17 protein-coding genes, 1 pseudogene and 1 riboswitch are annotated in these 19,791 nt (G+C 74.4%); of the genes and pseudogenes, 15 read left to right on the top strand and 3 right to left on the bottom strand.

The features are described from left to right. Positions 1-36: 36 nt before the first annotated feature. Positions 37-1,854: a gamma-glutamyltransferase gene (ggt, locus tag AB0F11_RS17335; protein WP_362173864.1), complete on the top strand. Its 1,818-nt coding sequence runs from the start codon at positions 37-39 to the stop codon at positions 1,852-1,854. A 210-nt stretch (positions 1,855-2,064) separates the two neighbouring features. Here ggt and map read toward each other — a convergent pair whose 3' ends face one another. Next, positions 2,065-2,832, bottom strand: coding sequence for a type I methionyl aminopeptidase (map, locus tag AB0F11_RS17330; RefSeq protein ID WP_362173861.1), 768 nt, complete (start codon positions 2,830-2,832; stop codon positions 2,065-2,067). A 63-nt stretch (positions 2,833-2,895) separates the two neighbouring features. Here map and AB0F11_RS17325 point away from each other — a divergent pair, with 63 nt between their 5' ends. From AB0F11_RS17325 to AB0F11_RS17270, 12 genes are all read left to right on the top strand, one after another. Then, on the top strand, positions 2,896-3,147 hold the full coding sequence (locus AB0F11_RS17325) for a helix-turn-helix transcriptional regulator (protein WP_362173858.1): 252 nt from the start codon (positions 2,896-2,898) through the stop codon (positions 3,145-3,147). A 137-nt stretch (positions 3,148-3,284) separates the two neighbouring features. Further along, a complete protein-coding gene (locus AB0F11_RS17320) occupies positions 3,285-3,500 on the top strand; it encodes a hypothetical protein (protein WP_362173855.1) in 216 nt (71 codons plus the stop codon). A 24-nt stretch (positions 3,501-3,524) separates the two neighbouring features. Beyond that, a complete protein-coding gene (locus AB0F11_RS17315) occupies positions 3,525-3,905 on the top strand; it encodes a PPOX class F420-dependent oxidoreductase (RefSeq protein WP_362173852.1) in 381 nt (126 codons plus the stop codon). A 45-nt stretch (positions 3,906-3,950) separates the two neighbouring features. Continuing rightward, complete coding sequence (locus tag AB0F11_RS17310) at positions 3,951-6,611, top strand: hypothetical protein (RefSeq protein WP_362173849.1); 2,661 nt, start codon at positions 3,951-3,953, stop codon at positions 6,609-6,611. Positions 6,612-6,805: 194 nt separating this feature from the next. Next, complete coding sequence (locus AB0F11_RS17305) at positions 6,806-7,648, top strand: nitrilase-related carbon-nitrogen hydrolase (RefSeq protein WP_362173846.1); 843 nt, start codon at positions 6,806-6,808, stop codon at positions 7,646-7,648. 38 nt (positions 7,649-7,686) lie between these two features. Continuing rightward, positions 7,687-8,940, top strand: coding sequence for an aspartate aminotransferase family protein (locus tag AB0F11_RS17300; RefSeq protein WP_362174011.1), 1,254 nt, complete (start codon positions 7,687-7,689; stop codon positions 8,938-8,940). Between the two features lie 16 nt (positions 8,941-8,956). Further along, positions 8,957-10,357 (top strand): dihydropyrimidinase, encoded by a 1,401-nt coding sequence (gene hydA, locus AB0F11_RS17295; RefSeq protein ID WP_362173843.1) that lies wholly within the window; start codon positions 8,957-8,959, stop codon positions 10,355-10,357. A gap of 13 nt (positions 10,358-10,370) precedes the next feature. Further along, entirely contained in the window at positions 10,371-11,372 is a 1,002-nt protein-coding gene (locus tag AB0F11_RS17290; protein ID WP_362173840.1) for a TIGR03842 family LLM class F420-dependent oxidoreductase, read from the top strand. Between the two features lie 254 nt (positions 11,373-11,626). Beyond that, positions 11,627-12,451, top strand: coding sequence for an inositol monophosphatase family protein (locus AB0F11_RS17285; RefSeq protein WP_362173837.1), 825 nt, complete (start codon positions 11,627-11,629; stop codon positions 12,449-12,451). 77 nt (positions 12,452-12,528) lie between these two features. Continuing rightward, positions 12,529-13,947 carry an NAD(P)/FAD-dependent oxidoreductase gene (locus AB0F11_RS17280; protein WP_362173835.1) on the top strand — a complete coding sequence of 473 codons (1,419 nt, stop codon included), beginning with the start codon at positions 12,529-12,531 and terminating at the stop codon, positions 13,945-13,947. Beyond that, positions 13,947-14,462: an O-acetyl-ADP-ribose deacetylase gene (locus AB0F11_RS17275; protein ID WP_362173833.1), complete on the top strand. Its 516-nt coding sequence runs from the start codon at positions 13,947-13,949 to the stop codon at positions 14,460-14,462. Before AB0F11_RS17280 ends, AB0F11_RS17275 begins: the two co-directional genes overlap by 1 nt. 187 nt (positions 14,463-14,649) lie before the next feature. Then, a complete protein-coding gene (locus AB0F11_RS17270; protein ID WP_362173831.1) occupies positions 14,650-15,858 on the top strand; it encodes an acyltransferase in 1,209 nt (402 codons plus the stop codon). Between the two features lie 63 nt (positions 15,859-15,921). Here the strand turns inward: AB0F11_RS17270 and AB0F11_RS17265 are convergent, their stop codons facing one another. Continuing rightward, positions 15,922-16,962 (bottom strand): CorA family divalent cation transporter, encoded by a 1,041-nt coding sequence (locus tag AB0F11_RS17265; protein ID WP_362173829.1) that lies wholly within the window; start codon positions 16,960-16,962, stop codon positions 15,922-15,924. Here AB0F11_RS17265 and AB0F11_RS17260 point away from each other — a divergent pair. Continuing rightward, a pseudogene (locus tag AB0F11_RS17260) lies at positions 16,961-17,401 on the top strand (SRPBCC family protein); the annotation flags it as partial. The gene AB0F11_RS17265 and the pseudogene AB0F11_RS17260 overlap by 2 nt on opposite strands. A 40-nt stretch (positions 17,402-17,441) precedes the next feature. Further along, a riboswitch (TPP riboswitch) is annotated at positions 17,442-17,615 on the bottom strand. 172 nt (positions 17,616-17,787) lie between these two features. Then, positions 17,788-18,903: a molybdopterin-dependent oxidoreductase gene (locus AB0F11_RS17255; RefSeq protein ID WP_362173827.1), complete on the top strand. Its 1,116-nt coding sequence runs from the start codon at positions 17,788-17,790 to the stop codon at positions 18,901-18,903. A 39-nt stretch (positions 18,904-18,942) separates the two neighbouring features. Here AB0F11_RS17255 and AB0F11_RS17250 read toward each other — a convergent pair whose 3' ends face one another. After that, positions 18,943-19,737 carry a class I SAM-dependent methyltransferase gene (locus AB0F11_RS17250; RefSeq protein WP_362173825.1) on the bottom strand — a complete coding sequence of 265 codons (795 nt, stop codon included), beginning with the start codon at positions 19,735-19,737 and terminating at the stop codon, positions 18,943-18,945. Positions 19,738-19,791: the final 54 nt, after the last annotated feature.

Genomic DNA, 19,791 nt, shown 5'->3' with positions numbered 1-19,791 from the left:
TCTGACAGGCCGTCGACCGTCGACCGGAGGTACGCCATGCGTCGTCCCGCCCCACGTCAGTTAGCGCTCGCCGCCGCCCTCGCCGGCACGCTCGTCGCGACCGGCGCCGCCGCCCCGCCGTCGGCCCCGCCGCAGGCCGCCGGCACCCCCGCCAAGGTCCCCGTCGCCGTCGGCTACGGCGGGGTCGTCGCCAGCGTCGACGCCGACGCCAGCGCGGCCGGCATCGCGGTCCTGCGCTCCGGCGGGAACGCCGTGGACGCCGCCGTCGCCACCGCGGCCGCGCTCGGGGTGACCGAGCCGTACTCGGCCGGCATCGGCGGGGGCGGCTACTTCGTGTACTACGACGCGAAGACCCGCCGGGTGCAGACCATCGACGGCCGCGAGACCGCCCCGAAGACCGCCACCGCCGAGCTGTTCCAGGAGAACGGCGTGCCCATCCCGTTCGAGGAGGGCCAGACCAGCGGCCGCTCGGTCGGCGTTCCCGGCACCCCCGCCACCTGGAAGAGCGCACTCGACGCCTGGGGCACCCGCCCGCTCGGCCAACTCCTGGTGCCCGCCGAGAAACTGGCCCGCGACGGCTTCACGGTGGACGCCACCTTCCGGGCCCAGACCGAGGCCAACCAGGCCCGCTTCAAGGACTTCCCCGACACCCGCAGGCTCTTCCTGCCGGGCGGCGCCCTGCCGGTGGTCGGCTCCACCTTCAAGAACCCCGACCTGGCCGCCACGTACGCGGAGCTCGGCCGCAAGGGCGCCGGGGCGCTGTACCGCGGGCCGATCGCCGAGGACATCGTCAACACCGTGCGCAAGCCGCCCGTGGACCCGGCCGCCACCCGCAAGGTCCGCTCCGGCGACCTGACCGCCGCGGATCTGCGCGCCTACGCCACCAAGCGGCAGGAGCCGACCCGGGTGGGCTACCGCGGCCTGGACGTCTACAGCATGGCCCCCTCGTCCTCCGGCGGCACCACCGTCGGGGAGGCGCTGAACATCCTGGAGCGCACCGACCTGGGCTCCCTGTCGGAGGCGCAGTACCTGCACCGCTTCATCGAGGCCTCGCGGATCTCGTTCGCCGACCGGGGGCGGTGGGTCGGCGACCCCGCCTTCGAGCAGGTCCCGACGCGCGAGCTGCTCTCGCAGCGGTTCGCCGACGCGCGCGGCTGCCTGATCAGCCCGGACCGGACGCTGAAGAGCCCCCTGCCGCCGGGGGACCCGCGTGCGCCGCAGCAGCCCTGCACCGCCGGCGGGCAGGCCGCGCCGACGACGTACGAGGGCGAGAACACCACCCACCTGACGGTCGCCGACCGCTGGGGCAACGTGGTGTCGTACACCCTGACCATCGAGTCCACCGGCGGCAGCGCGATCACCGTCCCGGGGCGCGGCTTCCTGCTCAACAACGAGCTGACCGACTTCTCCTTCGCCCCGGCCTTCCCCGGGGTGCCGGACCCGAACCTGCCCGGCCCCGGCAAGCGGCCGCGGTCCTCCATGTCCCCGACCATCGTCCTCGACCACGGCCGGGCGGTGCTGGCGGTCGGCTCCCCGGGCGGCGCCACCATCATCACCACCGTCCTGCAGACCCTGACGGAGCACCTGGACCGGGGGCTGCCGCTGGTCGACGCCATCGCCGCGCCGCGGGCCAGCCAGCGCAACCAGGCCACCACCGAGCTGGAACCGGCCCTGTGGAACAGCCCGCTGCGCACGGAACTCGAAGCCCTGGGGCAGGCCTTCCGCCAGAACCCGGAGATCGGCGCCGCCACGGGCGTCCAGCGCCTGCCCGACGGCCGCTGGCTCGCCGCAGCCGAAACCACCCGCCGGGGCGGCGGCTCGGCGATGGCGGTCCACCCGCACGGCACCCCGTAGTAACCCTGCGGCCCGGACCCTACCCCCAGCTACCGCTGGGGGTACCCCCAGCGCTCAAACGCCGCGCGGGCTGGATCTTGCCGCTGCGCGGCAATTCCAGCCCCGCCGGCGTTTGAGGCGCGGGGTCTGGGGCGGAGCCCCGGTTTCGGGAAGGGGCGGGGAGGGGAAACGGCTCCGCGCAGCGGGAGGGGCGGTGGCCCGCCCGGGCCGTCAGAGGGCGGTCAGGATGCGGGGCCCGGCCGCGGTGACGGCCACCGTGTGCTCCGCATGCGCGGCCCGCGTACCGTCAACGGTGCGCAGCGTCCAGCCGTCCCCGTCGCACCGATAGTCATCCGTTCCCCCCGCAATCAGCATCGGCTCGATCGCCAGAACCATCCCCACCCGCAGCCTCATCCCCCGCCCCGCCCGGCCCTCGTTCGGCACACCCGGCTCCTCGTGCATCTGCCGCCCCACCCCGTGCCCACCGAAGCCGTCCGGAATGCCGTATCCCGCCCCCCGGCACACCGTGCCGATGGCGTGCGCGATGTCCCCGATCCGATGGCCCGGCACGGCGGCCGCGATCCCGGCCGCCAACGCCGCCTCGGCGGTCTCGATGAGCCGCAGGTCGGCCGGGCGCGGCCGGCCCACCGTGAAGCTGACCGCCGCGTCCCCGACCCAGCCGCCGAGCCGGGCGCCGCAGTCGATGCTGACCAGGTCGCCGTCGCGGAGCCGGTAGCCGTTCGGGATGCCGTGGACGATCGCGTCGTTGACCGAGGCGCACACCACCGCCGGGAAGGGGACCGGCGCGAACTGCGGCCGGTAGCCGAGGAAGGGCGAGGTCGCCCCCGCCCCGTCCAGTACGCCGCGGGCCACGCGGTCCAGCTCCTGCAGGGACACGCCGACCCGCGCCGCGTCCCGTACCGCGGCCAGGGCCCGGGCCACGACCCGGCCCGCGGCGCGCATCTCGTCGATCGACCGTTCCGTCTTGAGTTCCACCATGCCAATAACTATACCGGTATAAGTTTACCGGCATTGTTATTGGAGGCGCGCTAAGCTGGGGCCATGGTCCGAACCCCTCTCACCCCCGAAGAGCGCGAGCGCGGCGAGCGCCTCGGCGCCCTGCTGCGAGAGGCCCGCGGCGGCCGCAGCATGGTCGAGGTCGCGGCGAGCGCCGGGCTGTCCGCCGAGACCCTGCGCAAGATCGAGACCGGCCGCGCGCCCACCCCGGCCTTCTTCACCGTCGCCGCCGTGGCCGAGGCGCTCGGCCTCTCCCTGGACGACGTGATGCGGCGCTGCGCCCTGGTGACGGCCTGACGGGCAGGCCGTAGGGAGGCGGGCGCCGGGCACCCCGCGGCGTTCGGCCCGCGTCCCGGCCGTCGTTCGGGCGGCCCGACGGGCCGAACGGCCCAACCGGCGGTGGGGGCCGCCGGGCGCGGGGCAGACGTGATGGCGTGTCAGCCACGCCCGCCCCCGCCCACGCCCACGCCCCCCAGCGCCTCGGCCTCGCACTCCTCGGCGCGCTGCTCGCGGCCGGCCTGCTGGTGGCGGCCTGCGCCTCCCCCGAGGACCGGACCGGGACCGGCCGCCCCGCCGACCCGGTCGCGAACCACCCGGCGCACCCGCCCGCCACCCCCGGCCAGGCGCCGGGCCGCGGGTACCGCCCGTAGCGGGCGTGGGCCTAGCCTCGGGGCATGAACCTCGAAGAACTCGGGCGGTCCCCGTACGTGAGCCTCACCACCTTCCGCAAGGACGGCACGCCGGTCGCGACCCCCGTCTGGGCCGTGGTCGAGGGCGGCGAGCTGTACGTCTGGACGCGCTCGGACGCGTGGAAGGTCAAGCGGATCCGCAACAACGGCCGGGTCACCCTGGCCGCCTGCGACGTACGCGGGCGGGTCGAGGAGGGCGCGGCCGTCCTGGAGGGGCGGGCGCGGCTGCTGGACGAGGCCGGGCTGAAGCGGGTGCGGCGGCTGCTGGGGCGGAAGTACACCTGGCGGTTCTGGGCCGTGGACCTGCCGGCCGCGGCGGTCCGGCTCGGCAAACGCCCGCACACCGCGATCGCCGTCAAGGTTTGAGATTCCTGTAGCCCGCCCGTAACACCCGTGGGATCCAATGCGGGCATGGAGACCGCGACTTCGCTGGCGATCGCGCAACTGTCGGGCTATCTACGCGGGTTGACGCACCGGCTCGATCCGGGGGCGGGGTGGTACGGGGAGTTCCTGCGTCGCGATCCGGAGGGGATGCGGGCCTGCCTGGAGGGGGCCGCGATGCCTCCGTGGGACGTGATGGAGTCGCTGCTCGGCGACCTCGCGGCCGCCCGCGGTGCGCAGTTCGCGGCGCGGGAGACGCAGCATGCGGCCCGGCTGCGGGCCGCGGCCGTCGCCGCGTGGGACCGGCTCCCGGGCGGGGCCGAGGAGCTGCGGACCCTGCGGGCGGATGCCGCCGACCAGCGGGCCCTCTCGGAGGCCACGGCCCGGACCCTGACCGCGCGCCTCGCCGCCACGGCCGACCACGCCGAGGCGGCCGCCGTGGCCGCGGAGCTCGCCTGGGTACGGGACGACGCGGCCCGGGCGGCCGCCCGCCAGCAGGACTTCACGACCCGCCTGGAGTCCCTGCCCTCCGACCCCCTACCGGGCTTACCCCGCCAACGCCCCGCGGCGCCCCAGCCCCCCACGCACCCGACCCCGGCGGAGCGGCAGGCGCCCGGTGCACCCTCACACCACGGCGCGGCCCTGAAGGAGACGCCCGGCGCGGCCTCGCATCCCACCCCGATGGCAGAGCAGGCGTCCGGCGCGGCCCTGCAGCTCGGCCCGATGGTGGAGGAGACGTTCGGCGCGGCCGCCTCGCAGCCCGTCCCTGAAGAGTGGCAGGGGCCCGGTGTGCCTTGGCAGCGCGGCGGGGGGCCGGATGAGGCGTCCGGCGGGGTCCCGCAGCCCGGTCCGATGGTGGAGGAGGCGTTCGGCGCGGCCCGACAGCCGGCCCCGGCGCCGGGGGAGGCGTTCGGCGCGGCGACGCGTCCCGCCACGGCGGAGCGGCAGGCGCCTGGTGTGCCCTCGCAGCGCGGCGCGAGTCCGGGGGAGGCGTCCGGCGCGGCCCTGCATCCCGCCGCGATGGGGGAGCAGGCGATCGGCACGGCCCCGCAGCCCGCCCCGGCGGCGGAGCAGATGTTCAGCGCCCGCCCGCAGCGTGGTGTGGAGGCGGGGGAGGCAGCCGCCGTGGCCCCGCAGCCGCCCGTACGGCGGGCCGAGGGGCGGTGGTTGCGGGGCGGCGCTGCCCGGCGGTCGGGCGGGGCGAGGTACGCCGGCGCGGCGGCTCCGGCCCCGGCGGCCTTCACCCTCCCGCCCGGCCATCACGACGGCCCGCCGGTCCCGCCACCCCGCGGCGCGCGCTTCGCCGTCCTCCCCGCGGCCGCCGCAGACCCCGCCACTGCGCAGTCGGCCGCCGACCGCGGCCCCGCCGACGCGTGGCTTCGCAGTGCCGGGCCGGGATCCGGCCCCGAGGGCTTTGAGCGCCCAGAGCCCCCCGACCCTTCAGGCACCGGAGCCGGTTCCGCGGCTCCCGGGTCCGCCGCGCCGTGGCCTGCGGACCCGCCTGCCGCCGGCCGGGAGGTCGTCGCCCATGCATCCGCCCCGAGGGCCGCCGACACCCAGCCCGTCGGCCCCGCCGATGCAGCCCTGTGGTCGCCCGCCCCCGAAGCCACGGCCGCTGCCGCCGCCTGGTCCGTGGGGTCCGCTCCGATGCCCGACGGGGCCGCATGGGCCGACGGCTCTGCGCCGTACGCCGACCCGCGGGCCGGAGCGCCTGCGGCGGGCAGCGCTCCCGGCCTCGGCGGTGACACCGGGCCGGGCGACGGCCCGGGCGGCGCGCCCGCCCCCGGGGCCGCGGCCGCCGGGAACTCCGCACCCGGCAAGGCCCGGTGGTCCGCGCCGGGCTCCGGCGGTGCGCCCGGGCTCGGGGAGGCGGGTGCATGGGACTCGGGGCGAGGCGGGGGCACGTGGGCCGCCGGCCCTGGCCCGGGGTCCCTGGGCACGGCCGGTGACGGCCCGGGCGGCGCGCCCGCCCCCGGGGCCGCGGCCGCCGGGAACTCCGCACCCGGCAAGGCCCGGTGGTCGGCGCCGGGCTCCGACGGTGCGCCCGGCCTCGGGGAGGCGGGTGCATGGGACGCCGGGCCGCACGGGGATGCGTGGGCCGCCGGCCCTGGCCCGGGGCCCGGGAGCGCGGCCGGCGACGGCCCCGACTCCGGACCCGCCCCCCTCCGCGCCGTGCAGGACGTGGTGGCCGAGCTCATTGCCCTGCGGGGGCAGGGCCGCAGCGGCGAGGCGCACGTCGTGCTGTGCGAGGCGGCCGCCTGGCCGGCCGGGCGGTTGCCGGCGCTGGCCGCCGAGCTCGGGCGGGCCGGGCTGGCCGCCGACTGGGCCACCCTGCTGTGGGAGGCGGCCTCGCTCCCGCCCGAGCGGCTCGCCGCGGCCGCCGCCGCCCTCGGCGAGGCCGGCCGGCACGCCGACTGCGAGGCGCTGCTGCGCCAGGGCGTGGCCCGCCCCGCCCCCGAGATCGCCGAGGCGGCCCTGACCCTGGCCGCGGCCGGCCGGCACCACGAGGCCGACGCCCTCCTCGGCGCCTTCGTCCGCGTCCGCACCGCCGAGGAGGCGGCCCGCCTCGCCCGCCGCGACCCGCAGTGGTTCACGCCCCGCCTGCTCGCGGCCGCCGCCGCCGTCTCCGCAGGGCACCGCCGCGACCTCGTACACGCCCTGCGCATCGTCGCCAAACTGCCCGCCGACTGATCGCTGCCGGATCACCGGCCGATCGCCTACCGATCACCCCCGACCGAAAGCGACCGCCTCGCGCGCCAAAACGACCGACTGCTCCAACAGTGCAAGGCGGTCTTGCCCCGGGCTGTGACGAGGCCTACGTTCTACTCCCTACGCACACCGTCTACGTGCGTAGAAGTCGGCGTTCCCGTCGCGAGGAGCAGCTCATGGCCCAAGTCGTCCGCGCCGCACTCGTCCAGGCCACCTGGACCGGAGACACCGAGTCGATGATCGCCAAACACGAGGAGCACGCCCGCAGAGCGGCCGCCCAGGGCGCCCGGATCATCGGCTTCCAGGAGGTGTTCAACGCCCCCTATTTCTGCCAGGTCCAGGAGCCCGAGCACTACCGCTGGGCCGAACCGGTCCCCGACGGCCCCACCGTCCGCCGCATGCAGGACCTCGCCCGTGAGACCGGCATGGTCATCGTCGTCCCCGTCTTCGAGATCGAGGACGCCGGCTTCTACTACAACACCGCCGCCGTCATCGACTCCGACGGCAGCTACCTCGGCAAGTACCGCAAGCACCACATCCCGCAGGTCAAGGGGTTCTGGGAGAAGTACTACTTCCGCCCCGGCAACCTCGGCTGGCCCGTCTTCGACACCGCCGTCGGCAAGGTCGGCGTCTACATCTGCTACGACCGCCACTTCCCCGAGGGCTGGCGCGCCCTGGGCCTGGCCGGCGCGCAGCTCGTGTACAACCCGTCCGCCACCCACCGCGGCCTGTCCGCGCACCTGTGGCAGCTGGAGCAGCCCGCCTCGGCCGTCGCCAACGAGTACTTCGTCGCCGCGATCAACCGCGTCGGCCGGGAGGAGTACGGCGACAACGACTTCTACGGCACCAGCTACTTCGTCGACCCGCGCGGGCAGTTCGTCGGCGACGTCGCCAGCGACAAGGAGGAGGAACTCCTCGTCCGCGACCTCGACTTCGGCCTCATCGAAGAGGTCCGCACCCAATGGGCGTTCTACCGCGACCGCCGCCCCGACGCCTACGGAGGACTCGTCAAGCCGTGACCGAACCGATCCCCCTGCACAGCCGCCACCGTGCCGTCATGCCCGACTGGCTCGCCCTCTACTACGAGCGCCCCATCGAGCTCACCCACGGCGAGGGCCGCCACGTCTGGGACGCCGAGGGCAACCGCTACCTCGACTTCTTCGGCGGCATCCTCACCACGATGACCGCCCACGCGCTGCCCGAGGTCACCAAGGCCGTCTCCGACCAGGCCGGCCGGATCATCCACTCCTCCACCCTCTACCTCAACCGCCCGATGGTCGAGCTGGCCGAGCGGATCGCCGCCCTGTCCGGCATCCCCGACGCCCGCGTCTTCTTCACCACCTCCGGCACCGAGGCCAACGACACCGCCCTGCTGCTGGCGACCGCGTACCGCCGCTCCAACCAGATCCTGGCGATGCGCAACAGCTACCACGGCCGGTCCTTCTCCACCGTGTCCATCACCGGCAACCGCGGCTGGTCCCCGACGAGCCTGTCGCCGCTGCAGACGTACTACGTGCACGGCGCCGTCCGCACCCGCGGCCCCTTCGCCGCCCTGTCCGACGCCGACTTCACCGCTGCCGCCGTCGCCGACCTCGAGGACGTCCTCGGCCAGGCCCGCGGCTCGGTCGCCGCCCTGATCGCCGAACCGATCCAGGGCGTCGGCGGGTTCACCTCGCCGCCCGACGGCCTGTACGGGGCCTTCCGCGAGGTCCTCGACCGCCACGGCATCCTCTGGATCAGCGACGAGGTCCAGACCGGCTGGGGCCGTACCGGCGACAGCTTCTGGGGCTGGCAGGCGCACGCCCAGAACGGCCCGCCGGACATCCTGACCTTCGCCAAGGGCATCGGCAACGGCATGTCCATCGGCGGCGTCGTCGCCCGCGCCGAGATCATGAACTGCATCGACACCAACTCCATCTCCACCTTCGGCGGCTCCCCGGTCACCATGGCCGCCGGCGTCGCGAACCTCGCCTACCTGCTGGAGCACGACCTCCAGGGCAACGCCCGCCGCGTCGGCGGCCTGCTGCTGGAACGGCTGCGCGCCATCGCCGCGACCGTGCCCGCCGTACGGGAGGTCCGCGGCCGGGGGCTGATGGCCGGACTGGAGCTGACCCGGGCCGGCACCGACCGGGCCGACCCGGAGGCGGCCGCCGCCGTCCTCGAAGCCGCCCGCGAAGGCGGTCTCCTCCTCGGCAAGGGCGGCGGCCACGACACCAGCGTGCTGCGCATCGCGCCGCCGCTGTCCCTCACCGTCGCCGAGGCGGAAGAGGGAGCCGTCATCATCGAACGGGCCCTGCGCAGCATCGTGTAGCCGGGAGGCGCCGCACATGTCCCACCGCACCCTGATCCGCGGCGGCCTCGTCGTCACCGCCGCCGACGAGCTCCACGCCGACGTCCTGGTCGAGGACGGCCGGGTCGCCGCCCTCGCGGCGCACGGCTCGGCCGCCGCCGAGAGCTGGACGGCCGACCGCGTCCTCGACGCGGCCGGGAAGTACGTCATCCCCGGCGGGGTCGACGCCCACACCCACATGGAGCTGCCCTTCGGCGGCACCTTCGCCTCGGACACCTTCGAGACCGGGACCCGCGCCGCCGCCTGGGGCGGCACGACCACCATCGTCGACTTCGCCGTGCAGAGCGTGGGCCGCAGCCTGCGCGAGGGCCTCGACGCCTGGTACGCGAAGGCCGACGGCAACTGCGCGATCGACTACGGCTTCCACATGATCCTCTCGGACGTCAACGAGGGGACCCTGAAGGAGATGGACCTCCTCGTCGAGGAGGGCGTCACCTCCTTCAAGCTGTTCATGGCCTATCCCGGCGTCTTCTACAGCGACGACGGGCAGATCCTGCGCGCCATGCAGCGGGGCGCGGCCAACGGCGGGCTGATCATGATGCACGCCGAGAACGGCATCGCCATCGACGTCCTCGTCGAACAGGCCCTGGCCCGCGGCGAGACCGACCCCCGCCACCACGGCGAGGTCCGCAAGGTCCTGCTGGAGGCCGAGGCCACGCACCGGGCGATCCAGCTGGCCCGCGTGGCCGGCTCCCCGCTGTACGTGGTCCACGTCTCCGCGGAGGAAGCCGTCGCCGAGCTGGCCGCCGCCCGCGACAAGGGGCTGCCGGTCTTCGGGGAGACCTGCCCGCAGTACCTGTTCCTGTCCACCGACAACCTCGCCGAGCCCGATTTCCAGGGCGCGAAGTACGTCTGCTCCACGCCGCTGCGGCCGCGCGAGCACCAGGCCGCGCTGTGGCGGGGCCTGCGCACGAACGACCTCCAGGTGGTGTCGACCGACCACTGCCCGTTCTGCTTCAAGGGCCAGAAGGAGCTCGGCCGCGGAGACTTCTCCAAGATCCCGAACGGCCTGCCCGGCGTGGAGAACCGGATGGACCTCCTCCACCAGGCCGTCGTCGACGGGCACATCAGCCGCCGCCGCTGGATCGAGATCGCCTGCGCCACCCCGGCCCGGATGTTCGGCCTGTACCCGCGCAAGGGCACCATCGCGCCGGGCTCCGACGCCGACATCGTCCTGTACGACCCGCACGCCGAGCAGGTGGTCTCCGCCGCCACCCACCACATGAACGTGGACTACTCGGCGTACGAGGGCAAGCGGATCACCGGGCGCGTCGACACGGTCCTGTCCCGCGGCGAGCTCGTCATCGACCGGCGCGAGTACACCGGCCGGGCCGGCCACGGTGCGTTCGTCCACCGCTCCACCTGCCAGTACCTGTAACCAAGGAAGTGCGATGGACTTCGGCCTCGTCCTGCAAACCGACCCGCCCGCGTCCCAGGTGGTCAGCCTGATGAAGCGTGCCGAGCGCAACGGGTTCCGCTACGGCTGGACCTTCGACTCGGCCGTGCTGTGGCAGGAACCCTTCGTCATCTACAGCCAGATCCTGGCGAACACGCAGAAGCTGCACGTCGGCCCCATGGTCACCAACCCCGGCACCCGCACCTGGGAGGTCACCGCCTCCACCTTCGCCACCCTCAACGACATGTACGGCAACCGCACCGTCTGCGGGATCGGCCGCGGCGACTCGGCCATGCGGGTGGCCGGACGCAAACCGAACACCCTGGCCCGGCTGGGGGAGGCCATCGACGTCATCCGGGACCTGGCCGAGGGCCGCGAGGCGGTCGTAGACGGCAATCCGATCCGGATCCCCTGGATCCGGGAGGGCCGGCTCCCCGTCTGGATGGCCGCGTACGGGCCGAAGGCGCTGGCCCTGGCCGGTGAGAAGGCCGACGGGTTCATCCTCCAGCTGGCCGACCCCTTCCTCACCCAGTGGATGGTCCACGCGGTCCGCGAGGCCGCCGAACGGGCCGGGCGGGACCCGGACGCGATCACCATCTGCGTGGCGGCGCCCGCGTACGTCGGCGAGGACCTGGCCCACGCCCGCGACCAGTGCCGCTGGTTCGGCGGCATGGTCGGCAACCACGTCGCCGACCTGGTCGGCCGCTACGGCGAGCACTCCGGGATGGTCCCGGACGCCCTCACCGACTACATCAAGGCCCGCCAGGGCTACGACTACAGCCACCACGGGCGCGCCGGAAACCCGTCCACGGACTTCGTCCCGGACGAGATCGTCGACCGCTTCTGCCTGCTGGGCCCGCCCGAGGCCCACATCGAAAAGCTGCGGGCCCTGCGCGACCTGGGGGTCGACCAGTTCGCCGTGTACGACATGCACGACGCGCGGGAGACCACGATCGACGCCTACGGCGAACACGTGATCCCGGCCCTGCGAGGCTGAACGCAGCCCGGCACACCGCCTGAGGGCGGGGCCTGGCAGTCCCGGCGTCGGCCCGCGCCCGGGACGGTGGTCCGGCAAATCCACCGCCGGCGTTTGAGTGGGGCCCCCCGGACCTCGTCTGGGGGGACCCCACTCAAACGCCGCCGCGGCCTGCCCGCCCGGCGGACCCCGGTTCACCGACCCGACACCCGGCGGCCGCCACCCCGCCCCCTTCCCCGGTGGGGATTGTCGGCGCGGCATGGTGTGATGGGGGCATGATCGAACAGTTCCTCGCCCGCGACCTGTCCGCCGTCGAAGAAGCCGTCCGCAAGGCCGCGGCTGCGGAGATCATGCCGAGGTTCCGCCAGCTCGCCGAGCACGAGGTGGACGAGAAGAGCGGCCCGCACGACCTGGTCACCGTCGCCGACCGCAAGGCCGAGGAGCACCTCACGGCCGCCCTCACCCGCCTCCTCCCCGGCTCCGCCGTCGTCGGCGAGGAGGCCGTGCACGCCGACCCCACCGTGTACGGGGCGCTGCGCGCCGACGCCCCGGTGTGGATCGTGGACCCCGTCGACGGCACCCGCCAGTTCGTCGCCGGCGACCCCGCCTTCTGCACCCTGGTCGCCCTCGCCCACCGCGGGGAGATCCTCGCGTCCTGGACCTTCGCCCCCGCCCTGGACGAGCTGGCCACCGCCGTGCGCGGGCAGGGCGCGTACCTGGGCGCGGAGCGCCTGGCCTGCGGCTCCCCGCAGCCGGGCGCCGAGCTGCGGGTCGCCGTGGCCCACCCGCTGTACACCACCGACAAGGACAAGAAGGTCCTCTCCCGCCTGGACGTGCCGGGCGTCGCGCCCCGCCCGTGCGGCTCGGCCGGCCTGGAGTACCTGAAGGTGGCCCGCGGCGAGGTGGACGGCCTCGCCTTCACCTGGCCCTCGGCCTGGGACCACGCGGCCGGCCTGCTGCTCGTCGGCGAGGCGGGCGGCGCGCAGTCCACCGTCGCCGGGGTCCCGTTCCGCATCGACCGGGACAACGAGCTGCCGTTCGCGGTGGGCCGCGACGAGCCCACCGCCCTGCGCATCCGCGACCTGCTGCGCAAGGCGTAACCCGCTGTAGGACAGGGCCGGATGGACGGCCGGAATATCCTGGGGGCGAAGCCGCCGCCGGACGAAGGGGTCTCAAGGTGCCGTCGATTCTCGATGCGGTCGTGGTGGGGGCGGGGCCCAACGGGCTGACGGCCGCCGTCGAACTGGCCCGGCGCGGCTGCTCGGTGGCCGTCTTCGAGGCCGCGGGGGCGGTCGGCGGCGGGGCCCGCACCGAGGAGCTCACCCTCCCGGGCTTCCACCACGACCCGTGCTCCGCGGTGCACCCGCTCGGCATCGGCTCGCCGGCGTTCTCCGCGATGCCGCTGAAGCGGTACGGGCTGGAGTGGCTGCACGCCCCGCTGCCGATGGCCCACCCCTTCGACGACGGGACGGCCGCCGTGCTGTCCCGCTCCGTCGCCGAGACGGCGGCCTCGCTCGGGCCGCGCGACGCGGGCGCGTACCGGCGGCTGGTCGAGCCGTTCACCTCCAAGTGGGACAGCCTGGTACGGGACTTCATGGCCCTGCCCTCGACCGCCCTGCCCCGCGACCCGCTCACCCTCGCCCGCTTCGGGCTCGCCGGACTCCCGCCGGCCGGCTGGCTGCTGCGCCGCTTCCACGACGAGCGGGCCAAGGCCCTGCTCGCCGGGCTCGCCGCCCACGTCATCGCCCCGCTGGGCGGCATCGGCACCGGCGCCGTCTCCCTCGTCTTCGCCCTGGCCGCGCACGCGGTCGGCTGGCCGATGGCGCGCGGCGGCTCGCAGTCCCTCTCCGACGCCCTCGCCGCCTACCTCGCCGACCTCGGCGGCACCGTCCACACCGGCTTCGAGGTCAAGCGGCTCGACGACCTCCCCCCGGCCCGCGCGTACGTCTTCGACACCTCGCCGACCGCGCTGGCCCGCATCGCCCGCCTGGGGCGCACGTACGACGGCTACCGCTACGGCGCCGCCGCCTTCAAGATCGACTACGCCCTGTCGGGCCCGGTGCCGTGGACCGCCGAGGAACCGCGCCGCGCCGGCACCGTGCAGATCGGCCCGCGCGCCCGCGACATCGACGCCGCCCTGCAGCTCGCCACCGGCGGGCGCGCCCCCCGCAACCCCTTCCTGATCACCGCCCAGCCCAGCCTGGTCGACCCGGGCCGCGCGCCCGAGGGCAAGCACGTCTTCTGGGCGTACGGGCACGTGCCCGCCGGCTGGGAGGGCGACCTCACCGATGCCGTCGAACGCCAACTGGAGCGCTTCGCCCCCGGCTTCCGCGACCTCGTCCTCGCCCGCGCCACCGCCGGCCCGCCGCAGCTCGCCGCCCGCAACCCCAACTACGTCGGCGGGGACATCGCCTGCGGCGCCGCCACCGGCCTGCAGCTCCTGCTGCGCCCGAAGCTCTCCCTGTCCCCGTACACCACGCCCCACCCGGCCGTCTTCCTGTGCTCTTCCGCCACCCCGCCCGGCCCCGGCGTCCACGGCATGTCCGGCCACAACGCGGCCAAGGCGGTCTGGCGGCACCTGCGAAAGGAGTCCTGATGGTCCGCATCACCCTCGTCCAGGGCGACATCACCGCCGAGCACGCGGACGCGGTGGTCAACGCCGCGAACTCCTCCCTGCTGGGCGGCGGGGGAGTGGACGGCGCCATCCACCGCCGCGGCGGCCCGGAGATCCTGGAGGCCTGCCGCGCCCTGCGCGCCTCCCACTACGGCAGCGGCCTGCCGACCGGCCGGGCGGTCGCCACGACGGCGGGCCGCCTCCCGGCCCGCTGGGTGATCCACACGGTCGGCCCGGTCTGGTCCCGCGAGGAGGACCGCAGCGCCCTGCTGGCCTCCTGCTACCGCGAATCCCTCCGCGTCGCCGACGAACTGGGCGCCCGCACGGTGGCCTTCCCCGCCATCTCGACCGGCATCTACGGCTGGCCGATGGACGACGGCGCCCGCATCGCGATCGAAACGGTCCGCGCAACGAAGACCGCGGTCGAGGAGGTCAGGTTCGTCCTCTTCGACGATGCGGCATACAGAACCTTCGCCACCCAGCTCGCCTCCGCGTAGCCGGCGGCGGATGCGCCGACCTCGTCGGCAGTGATCGCCAACGCCATGTCCGGCCTGCCGGAGCCCTTCGCTCACGGTGCCGGCCGGGTGGGGCGGGGTGGCCGCGGGCGCACACAGCTACGATCGCGGGGCTCCCATCCCCGAAATGCGCCGGTGTCGCGGACACCGCAGGAATTCCAGAGGTGTCATGTCCGACAGGTTCATCCTCGCCGGGGACCGTGCCCCGGTGCCCGCCGAGGCTCCGCAGGAAGCCCCCGACCCCCTCCGACGCGCCCGCCAGAGGCTGTGGTCGAGGGCCGGCGGGTCCGGGCGGGCCGACCATGGGGCGAGGTCGGTGCGGGCGCCGCGAATAGCAGTGCTGGACGGCCTGCGGCTGCTCGCGGCTCTGTCGGTGGTCCTGTTCCACTACCTGGCCGGATCGGGGGCGATCCCCTGGCAGCAAACGGCGGTCGAGCTGTTTCCCCGGCTGCACCGGGTCGCCGAGTTCGGCTGGCTGGGCGTGGTCTTCTTCTTCATGATCAGCGGCTTCGTCATCTGCATGTCCGGCTGGGGCAAATCGCTCCAGCACTTCTGGCAGGGCCGGATCCTGCGACTGTTCCCGCTCTACTGGACAGCGGTCGTACTCTCCTCGGCAGCCGCCCGGCTGGGCCCGCACCTTCCGGGCGAGCCGCGGGTCACCGTCGGCCAGATGCTGACCAACCTCACCATGTTGCACGAACCCCTCGGCGTGCCCAGCGTGGACAACGTCTACTGGACGCTCTGGATCGAGCTGCGCTTCTATCTGGTCTTCTCCCTCGTCGTCCTGCTGGGCACCAGCCACCGACGGGTCACCAACTTCTGCTGGGTCTGGGCGCTGGGCTCGGTCCTGGCGCCGGCGTCGGGCATCCCGCTACTGGACCAGCTCCTGGTGCCCCGATGGGCGCCCTTCTTCATCGCCGGTATCGCGTTCTACCTGGTCCGCCGAGCAGGCCGGATCGAGGGCGAGACCCTGGGCATCCTGGGGCTGTCCTGGCTGCTGATGCAGCACCGGCTCCCCGCGATCATGGAGGGCGAGGGGCATGGCATCAACTGGAAGGTCTGCCTCACCGCGATCACCGTGATGTACCTGCTGATGGGCCTGATCGCACTCGGCAAGCTCGACCGGATCCAGTGGCGCTGGCTGCCCGTCGCAGGCGCGATCTCCTACCCGCTCTACCTCGTCCACCAGTCGCTGGGCGTACGGGTCATCTGGCGCTGGAACGAACAGTGGGGCGCATGGCCGACCCTGCTCGGCGTGATCGCAAGCGTCGTGCTGATCGCCTGGCTGCTGCACCGCCTGGCGGAGCGGCCGCTCACCCGGCTGCTGCGCCGGCTGTTGACCGCCCGGACCGAGCGGTCGCAGCAGCTCACTTCCTAGGCGGCGGGGGCGCGCCTGGGCCGGGTGCTCGCACGGTCGCCTTCCCTGTCATCTCGACCGGCGCTACCGGTGTCCGTCGTGGAGGGGGGTGGGGAGGTTCGGGTGGGGGATCGGGGGGTGGTGACGGCGGTGGAGCCAGATGTAGAGGGCCAGGCATGGCACCAGCAGGCCGAGGACCGTGAGGGTGAGGAATGCGGGGAAGCCGCTGATCCGGGAGACCAGCCAGGAGAAGTTCTGGCCGAAGAAGCCGACCACGAAGGACAGCGGCAGGAAGACGGTCGCGAGGATCGTGAGCTGTTCCATCGTGGCGCTCTGCCGCAGGTTGATCTTGTTCTGTTCGACGGAGATCACCGCGATGTTCGCTTCCAGGACGGTGGCCAGCAGGTCGCGCTGGGCAGCCACCTCCTCGTTCACCAGCAGCAGGTGGTCGTGCACGTTGTGGAAGTACGGCAGCAGCTCGGCCGGTGACCTGCCCGGCTTGAGCAGGCGGGAGAGCACCGCGAGCAGCGGGTGCACGGCGCGGTAGAAGTCGGTGGCCTCGCGCCGCAGGAAGTAGATGCGTTCGGTCGGGGCGACCGCTCCGGAGAAGACCGTGGCCTCGATCTGCTCGATGTCGCGGTCGAGTTCTGCGACGACCGGGGCGTAGCTGTCGACGACCTGGTCGAGGATGGCCCACAGGGTCGAGGCGCTGCCCGTGCGCAGCAGCTCGGGACGCCGTTCGAGCCGGCTGCGGGCCCCGTGCAGCTCGCTGGCGATGCCCTGGCGCACCGTGATCACGAAGTGTTCGGAGAGGAAGACGCTGATCTCGCCGGTGTCGATCTCCTCGCGCTCGTCGTCGTAGCGCGCGGTGCGCAGGATGATCAGCTCGGTGCCGTCCTCGTACTGCTCGGCCTTCGGCCGCAGGTGGAAGGTCCGCGCGTCCTCGACGGCGAGTTCGTGCAGGCCGAAGCTCTCGCGGACCTTGTCCATCTCCTCCGGGCGGGGTTCGAAGAGGCCCAGCCAGACGAATCCGCCCTGTTCGCAGCATGCGGCCGCCCGGTCCAGCGACATCGGGCCCTCTTGCTGGCGGCGCCCGTCGCGGTAGTGCGCGCAGTCCACGATCATGGTGTTCCTCCTCGCGTCCGGCCCACGGATGCCCTACAGCCATGGTTGCTCGGGCGGCCCGGCCGTGACGGCCGACACAAGGGGCGGGTGTCACGTTCCGCGAGGGCCCCTCGTCCTGTGGGTGATGGGCGCGGGCGCCGAGGGTGCCCGTGCCGCCGCTCGGCAGGAAGGGATGCAGATGGAGACCTTCGGGTGGTTCCGGGAGCGGATCACGGCGTACCGCGCGCCGCACGGCTTCGACTACACGGTCGAGCGCAGTTTCCCGCCCTCGCGGCACGAGCTCGGCCGCATGACCTTCACGGAGGTTCCCGGGGGTGCGGAGGTGGTGTGGACGACCACGTTCGAGGTCCGTCTCCCGTTCGGTGCGGCCTTCACCCGGGTCGTCGCCAAGCCCGTCATCGCCCGTACCTTCGCCGCGATCCTCGCCGCGGGCGCCGCGGCGCTCGCGGCCGGCCCGGAGGGCAGAGGGGGCATGAAAACGACCTACGAAGCGGGCTCCCTGCGCCGGCATGGTCCGGATCAGGTGATGGAGGTCGCCTTCGGGTCGTCCCGACCTTCAGGCCTCTCAGCCCGACCGTCGACGTCGGTCCCAGCGGACACGAACACCTTCCGCGGAAATCGGCTACTCCGGTCGAACTCCCTCGCTCGCCTCGTAGGCCTATCTACAGAGTAGTCCCACGTCGCCGGGAGGAATAGGGGGGATGCCCTGTTTGTTTTTAATTGTCTTTTTCGCGGTTTCCGGGCCCTAGACTGGGCAGCAGCACTCCCCTCCACGCCACGCCCTGCCGGCCGGCTTGTCCGACGATCCGACGGGAGGTGTCGGCCGTGGCCGCATCGCCGCTGCCGCGCGGCTCCGGCGCCACCGCCTGGGCGCCCGAGCCGGTGACCGCCGACCCGTACAACGCCCAGACGCCCTGGGCGGCGCTGGCCGAGCCGGTCACTCCTGTGGAGGCCTTCTTCGTACGCGACCACTTCGGCATCCCGGAGGCGGACCCCGGCCGGTGGCGCGTGCGGATCGGCGGAGCCGTGGCCGCGCCCCTCGACGTGGGCTACGCGGAGCTGTGCGCGATGCCCCACCGGGAGCTCGACGTCGTCCTGGAATGCGCGGGCAACGGCCGCAGCCTGATGCGGCCCCGCCCCACGGGCCTGCCCTGGGGCCAGGGTGCGGTCGGGTGCGCACACTTCTCCGGGGTGCCGTTCGGCTCCCTCGCCGCCCGGGCCCGGATCGACGCAGCCGCCGTGGAGATCGTCTTCTGCGGGGCCGACTCCGGTACGGTGCACGGCCGCCGCACCGCCTTCGAGCGCAGCCTCCCGCTCGCCGCGGCCCTGCACCCCGACACCCTCCTCGCCACCCGCATGAACGGGGAGCCGCTGGCGCCCGAGCACGGGGCGCCCGTCCGCCTCGTGGTCCCCGGCCGGTACGCGGTCGCCGACGTGAAGTGGCTCGTCGGGGCCCGGGCCGTCACGGAGCCCTTCACCGGGCCCTTCCAGACGGAGGAGTACGTCTACACGGCCTCCCGCGGCACCCCCGAGGGGCCCGTGACCACGGTCCGGGTCAAGTCCCTCGTCACCGCGCCGGCGCCCGGCTCGGTGCTGCGGTGCGGTGCGCAGACCCTCGTACGGGGGCGGGCCTGGTCCGGCGGCGGTGTGGCGGTCCGCCGCGTCGAGGTACGGGTCGAGGGCGAGGGCGAGGGCGAGGGCGAGGGCGAGGGCGCCGGCGGTGCCCCCCCGTGGGAGGAGGCCCGGCTCGAACCGGCGCTCGGGCCGTACGGCTGGCAGGAGTGGACCCATCCGTGGACGGCGCCCCGGCGGGCCGGGCGGTACCGGCTGCTGGCCCGCGCCACCGACGAGGCCGGGCACACCCAGCCGCCCCGTGCGCCCTGGAACGCCCACGGCTACGGCTGCAACCCGGTGGCCTCCGTGGAGGTCGTCGTGGAATGACCGGGGCGGCCCGGCCCGCCCCGGCCCGCCCGGCCCTGCTCAGCGCAGGGCCGCCAGCACCCGGCTGGTGCCGTGCTGCCAGACCGTGCCGACGTGGGTGAAGCCCGCCTCGTGGAGCAGGGCCGTGTGGGCGGCGACCGGGAGGTCGGCGGAGGAGCACGCCGGGTGGCCGGGGGAGTCCGCGTGGGGCAGGAGCGCGGCCAGTTCCGGGTCCTCGGCCGCCCCCGACCACCACGACGCCCAGTCCTCGTGGGTGAAGGCCAGGTTCCGCTCGGAGTGGCGGCGGCCGATGTCTGCCGCGAGGGCGCTGATCCGGGCGGAGTCGGGGGCGATGTGGTCGCCGTTGACAAGTACGCCGCTCGGGCGCAGCCGTTCGGCCAGGTCCCGGTAGACCCGACGCAGGGCGTCCTCGCTCAGGTAGTGCAGGGCGGTGGTGGATACCGCCGCGTCCAGCGGCCGGTCCAGGCCGAGCCCGTCCAGCCAGCCGGGCGCCCCGATCAGGGCGCGTACGTGGCGCAGCCGGGCGCTGCCGTAGTGGGCGCGGCCCAACTCCAGCAGCAGCGGGTCCGCGTCGACGGCGAGCACCTCGGCGTCGGGCAGCCGGTCGGCCAGCAGCGCCGCCAGCGCGCCCGGGCCGCTGCCGAGGTCGAGGACGAGCCGCCCGGGGCCGCCCGGGGCGGCGCCCCGGGCGCCGGTACGAGCCCGCTCCGGCGCGCGCGTGGTGTGCTCGACGACGTCCGCGATGACGGTGAACCGCTCCGCCCGGTCCACGGCGTACCGCTGCTGCTGGCACTCCCAGCGCTCCACCCAGTGCGCAGCCGTCGCCGTGCTCACACTGCGCACACTGTTCGCTCTGCTGGCACTGCTGACCCGGCTCACCGTGCTGTC

This window comes from Streptomyces sp. NPDC032472, from assembly GCF_040636955.1.
Taxonomy (GTDB): domain Bacteria; phylum Actinomycetota; class Actinomycetes; order Streptomycetales; family Streptomycetaceae; genus Streptomyces.
This window is presented reverse-complemented; position numbering and strand designations above follow the sequence as displayed.

What these genes read in the sequence shown, in the direction of transcription:
- AB0F11_RS17315 (WP_362173852.1), top strand. Translation starts at nt 3,525, where the DNA reads ATGAACCTCGAAGAACTCGGGCGGTCCCCGTACGTGAGCCTCACCACC.
- AB0F11_RS17325 (WP_362173858.1), top strand. Translation starts at nt 2,896, where the DNA reads ATGGTCCGAACCCCTCTCACCCCCGAAGAGCGCGAGCGCGGCGAGCGC.
- ggt (WP_362173864.1), top strand. Translation starts at nt 37, where the DNA reads ATGCGTCGTCCCGCCCCACGTCAGTTAGCGCTCGCCGCCGCCCTCGCC.
- AB0F11_RS17275 (WP_362173833.1), top strand. Translation starts at nt 13,947, where the DNA reads ATGGTCCGCATCACCCTCGTCCAGGGCGACATCACCGCCGAGCACGCG.
- AB0F11_RS17310 (WP_362173849.1), top strand. Translation starts at nt 3,951, where the DNA reads ATGGAGACCGCGACTTCGCTGGCGATCGCGCAACTGTCGGGCTATCTA.
- AB0F11_RS17290 (WP_362173840.1), top strand. Translation starts at nt 10,371, where the DNA reads ATGGACTTCGGCCTCGTCCTGCAAACCGACCCGCCCGCGTCCCAGGTG.
- AB0F11_RS17300 (WP_362174011.1), top strand. Translation starts at nt 7,687, where the DNA reads ATGCCCGACTGGCTCGCCCTCTACTACGAGCGCCCCATCGAGCTCACC.
- AB0F11_RS17305 (WP_362173846.1), top strand. Translation starts at nt 6,806, where the DNA reads ATGGCCCAAGTCGTCCGCGCCGCACTCGTCCAGGCCACCTGGACCGGA.
- hydA (WP_362173843.1), top strand. Translation starts at nt 8,957, where the DNA reads ATGTCCCACCGCACCCTGATCCGCGGCGGCCTCGTCGTCACCGCCGCC.
- AB0F11_RS17285 (WP_362173837.1), top strand. Translation starts at nt 11,627, where the DNA reads ATGATCGAACAGTTCCTCGCCCGCGACCTGTCCGCCGTCGAAGAAGCC.
- AB0F11_RS17270 (WP_362173831.1), top strand. Translation starts at nt 14,650, where the DNA reads ATGTCCGACAGGTTCATCCTCGCCGGGGACCGTGCCCCGGTGCCCGCC.
- map (WP_362173861.1), bottom strand. Translation starts at nt 2,832, where the DNA reads ATGGTGGAACTCAAGACGGAACGGTCGATCGACGAGATGCGCGCCGCG.
- AB0F11_RS17265 (WP_362173829.1), bottom strand. Translation starts at nt 16,962, where the DNA reads ATGATCGTGGACTGCGCGCACTACCGCGACGGGCGCCGCCAGCAAGAG.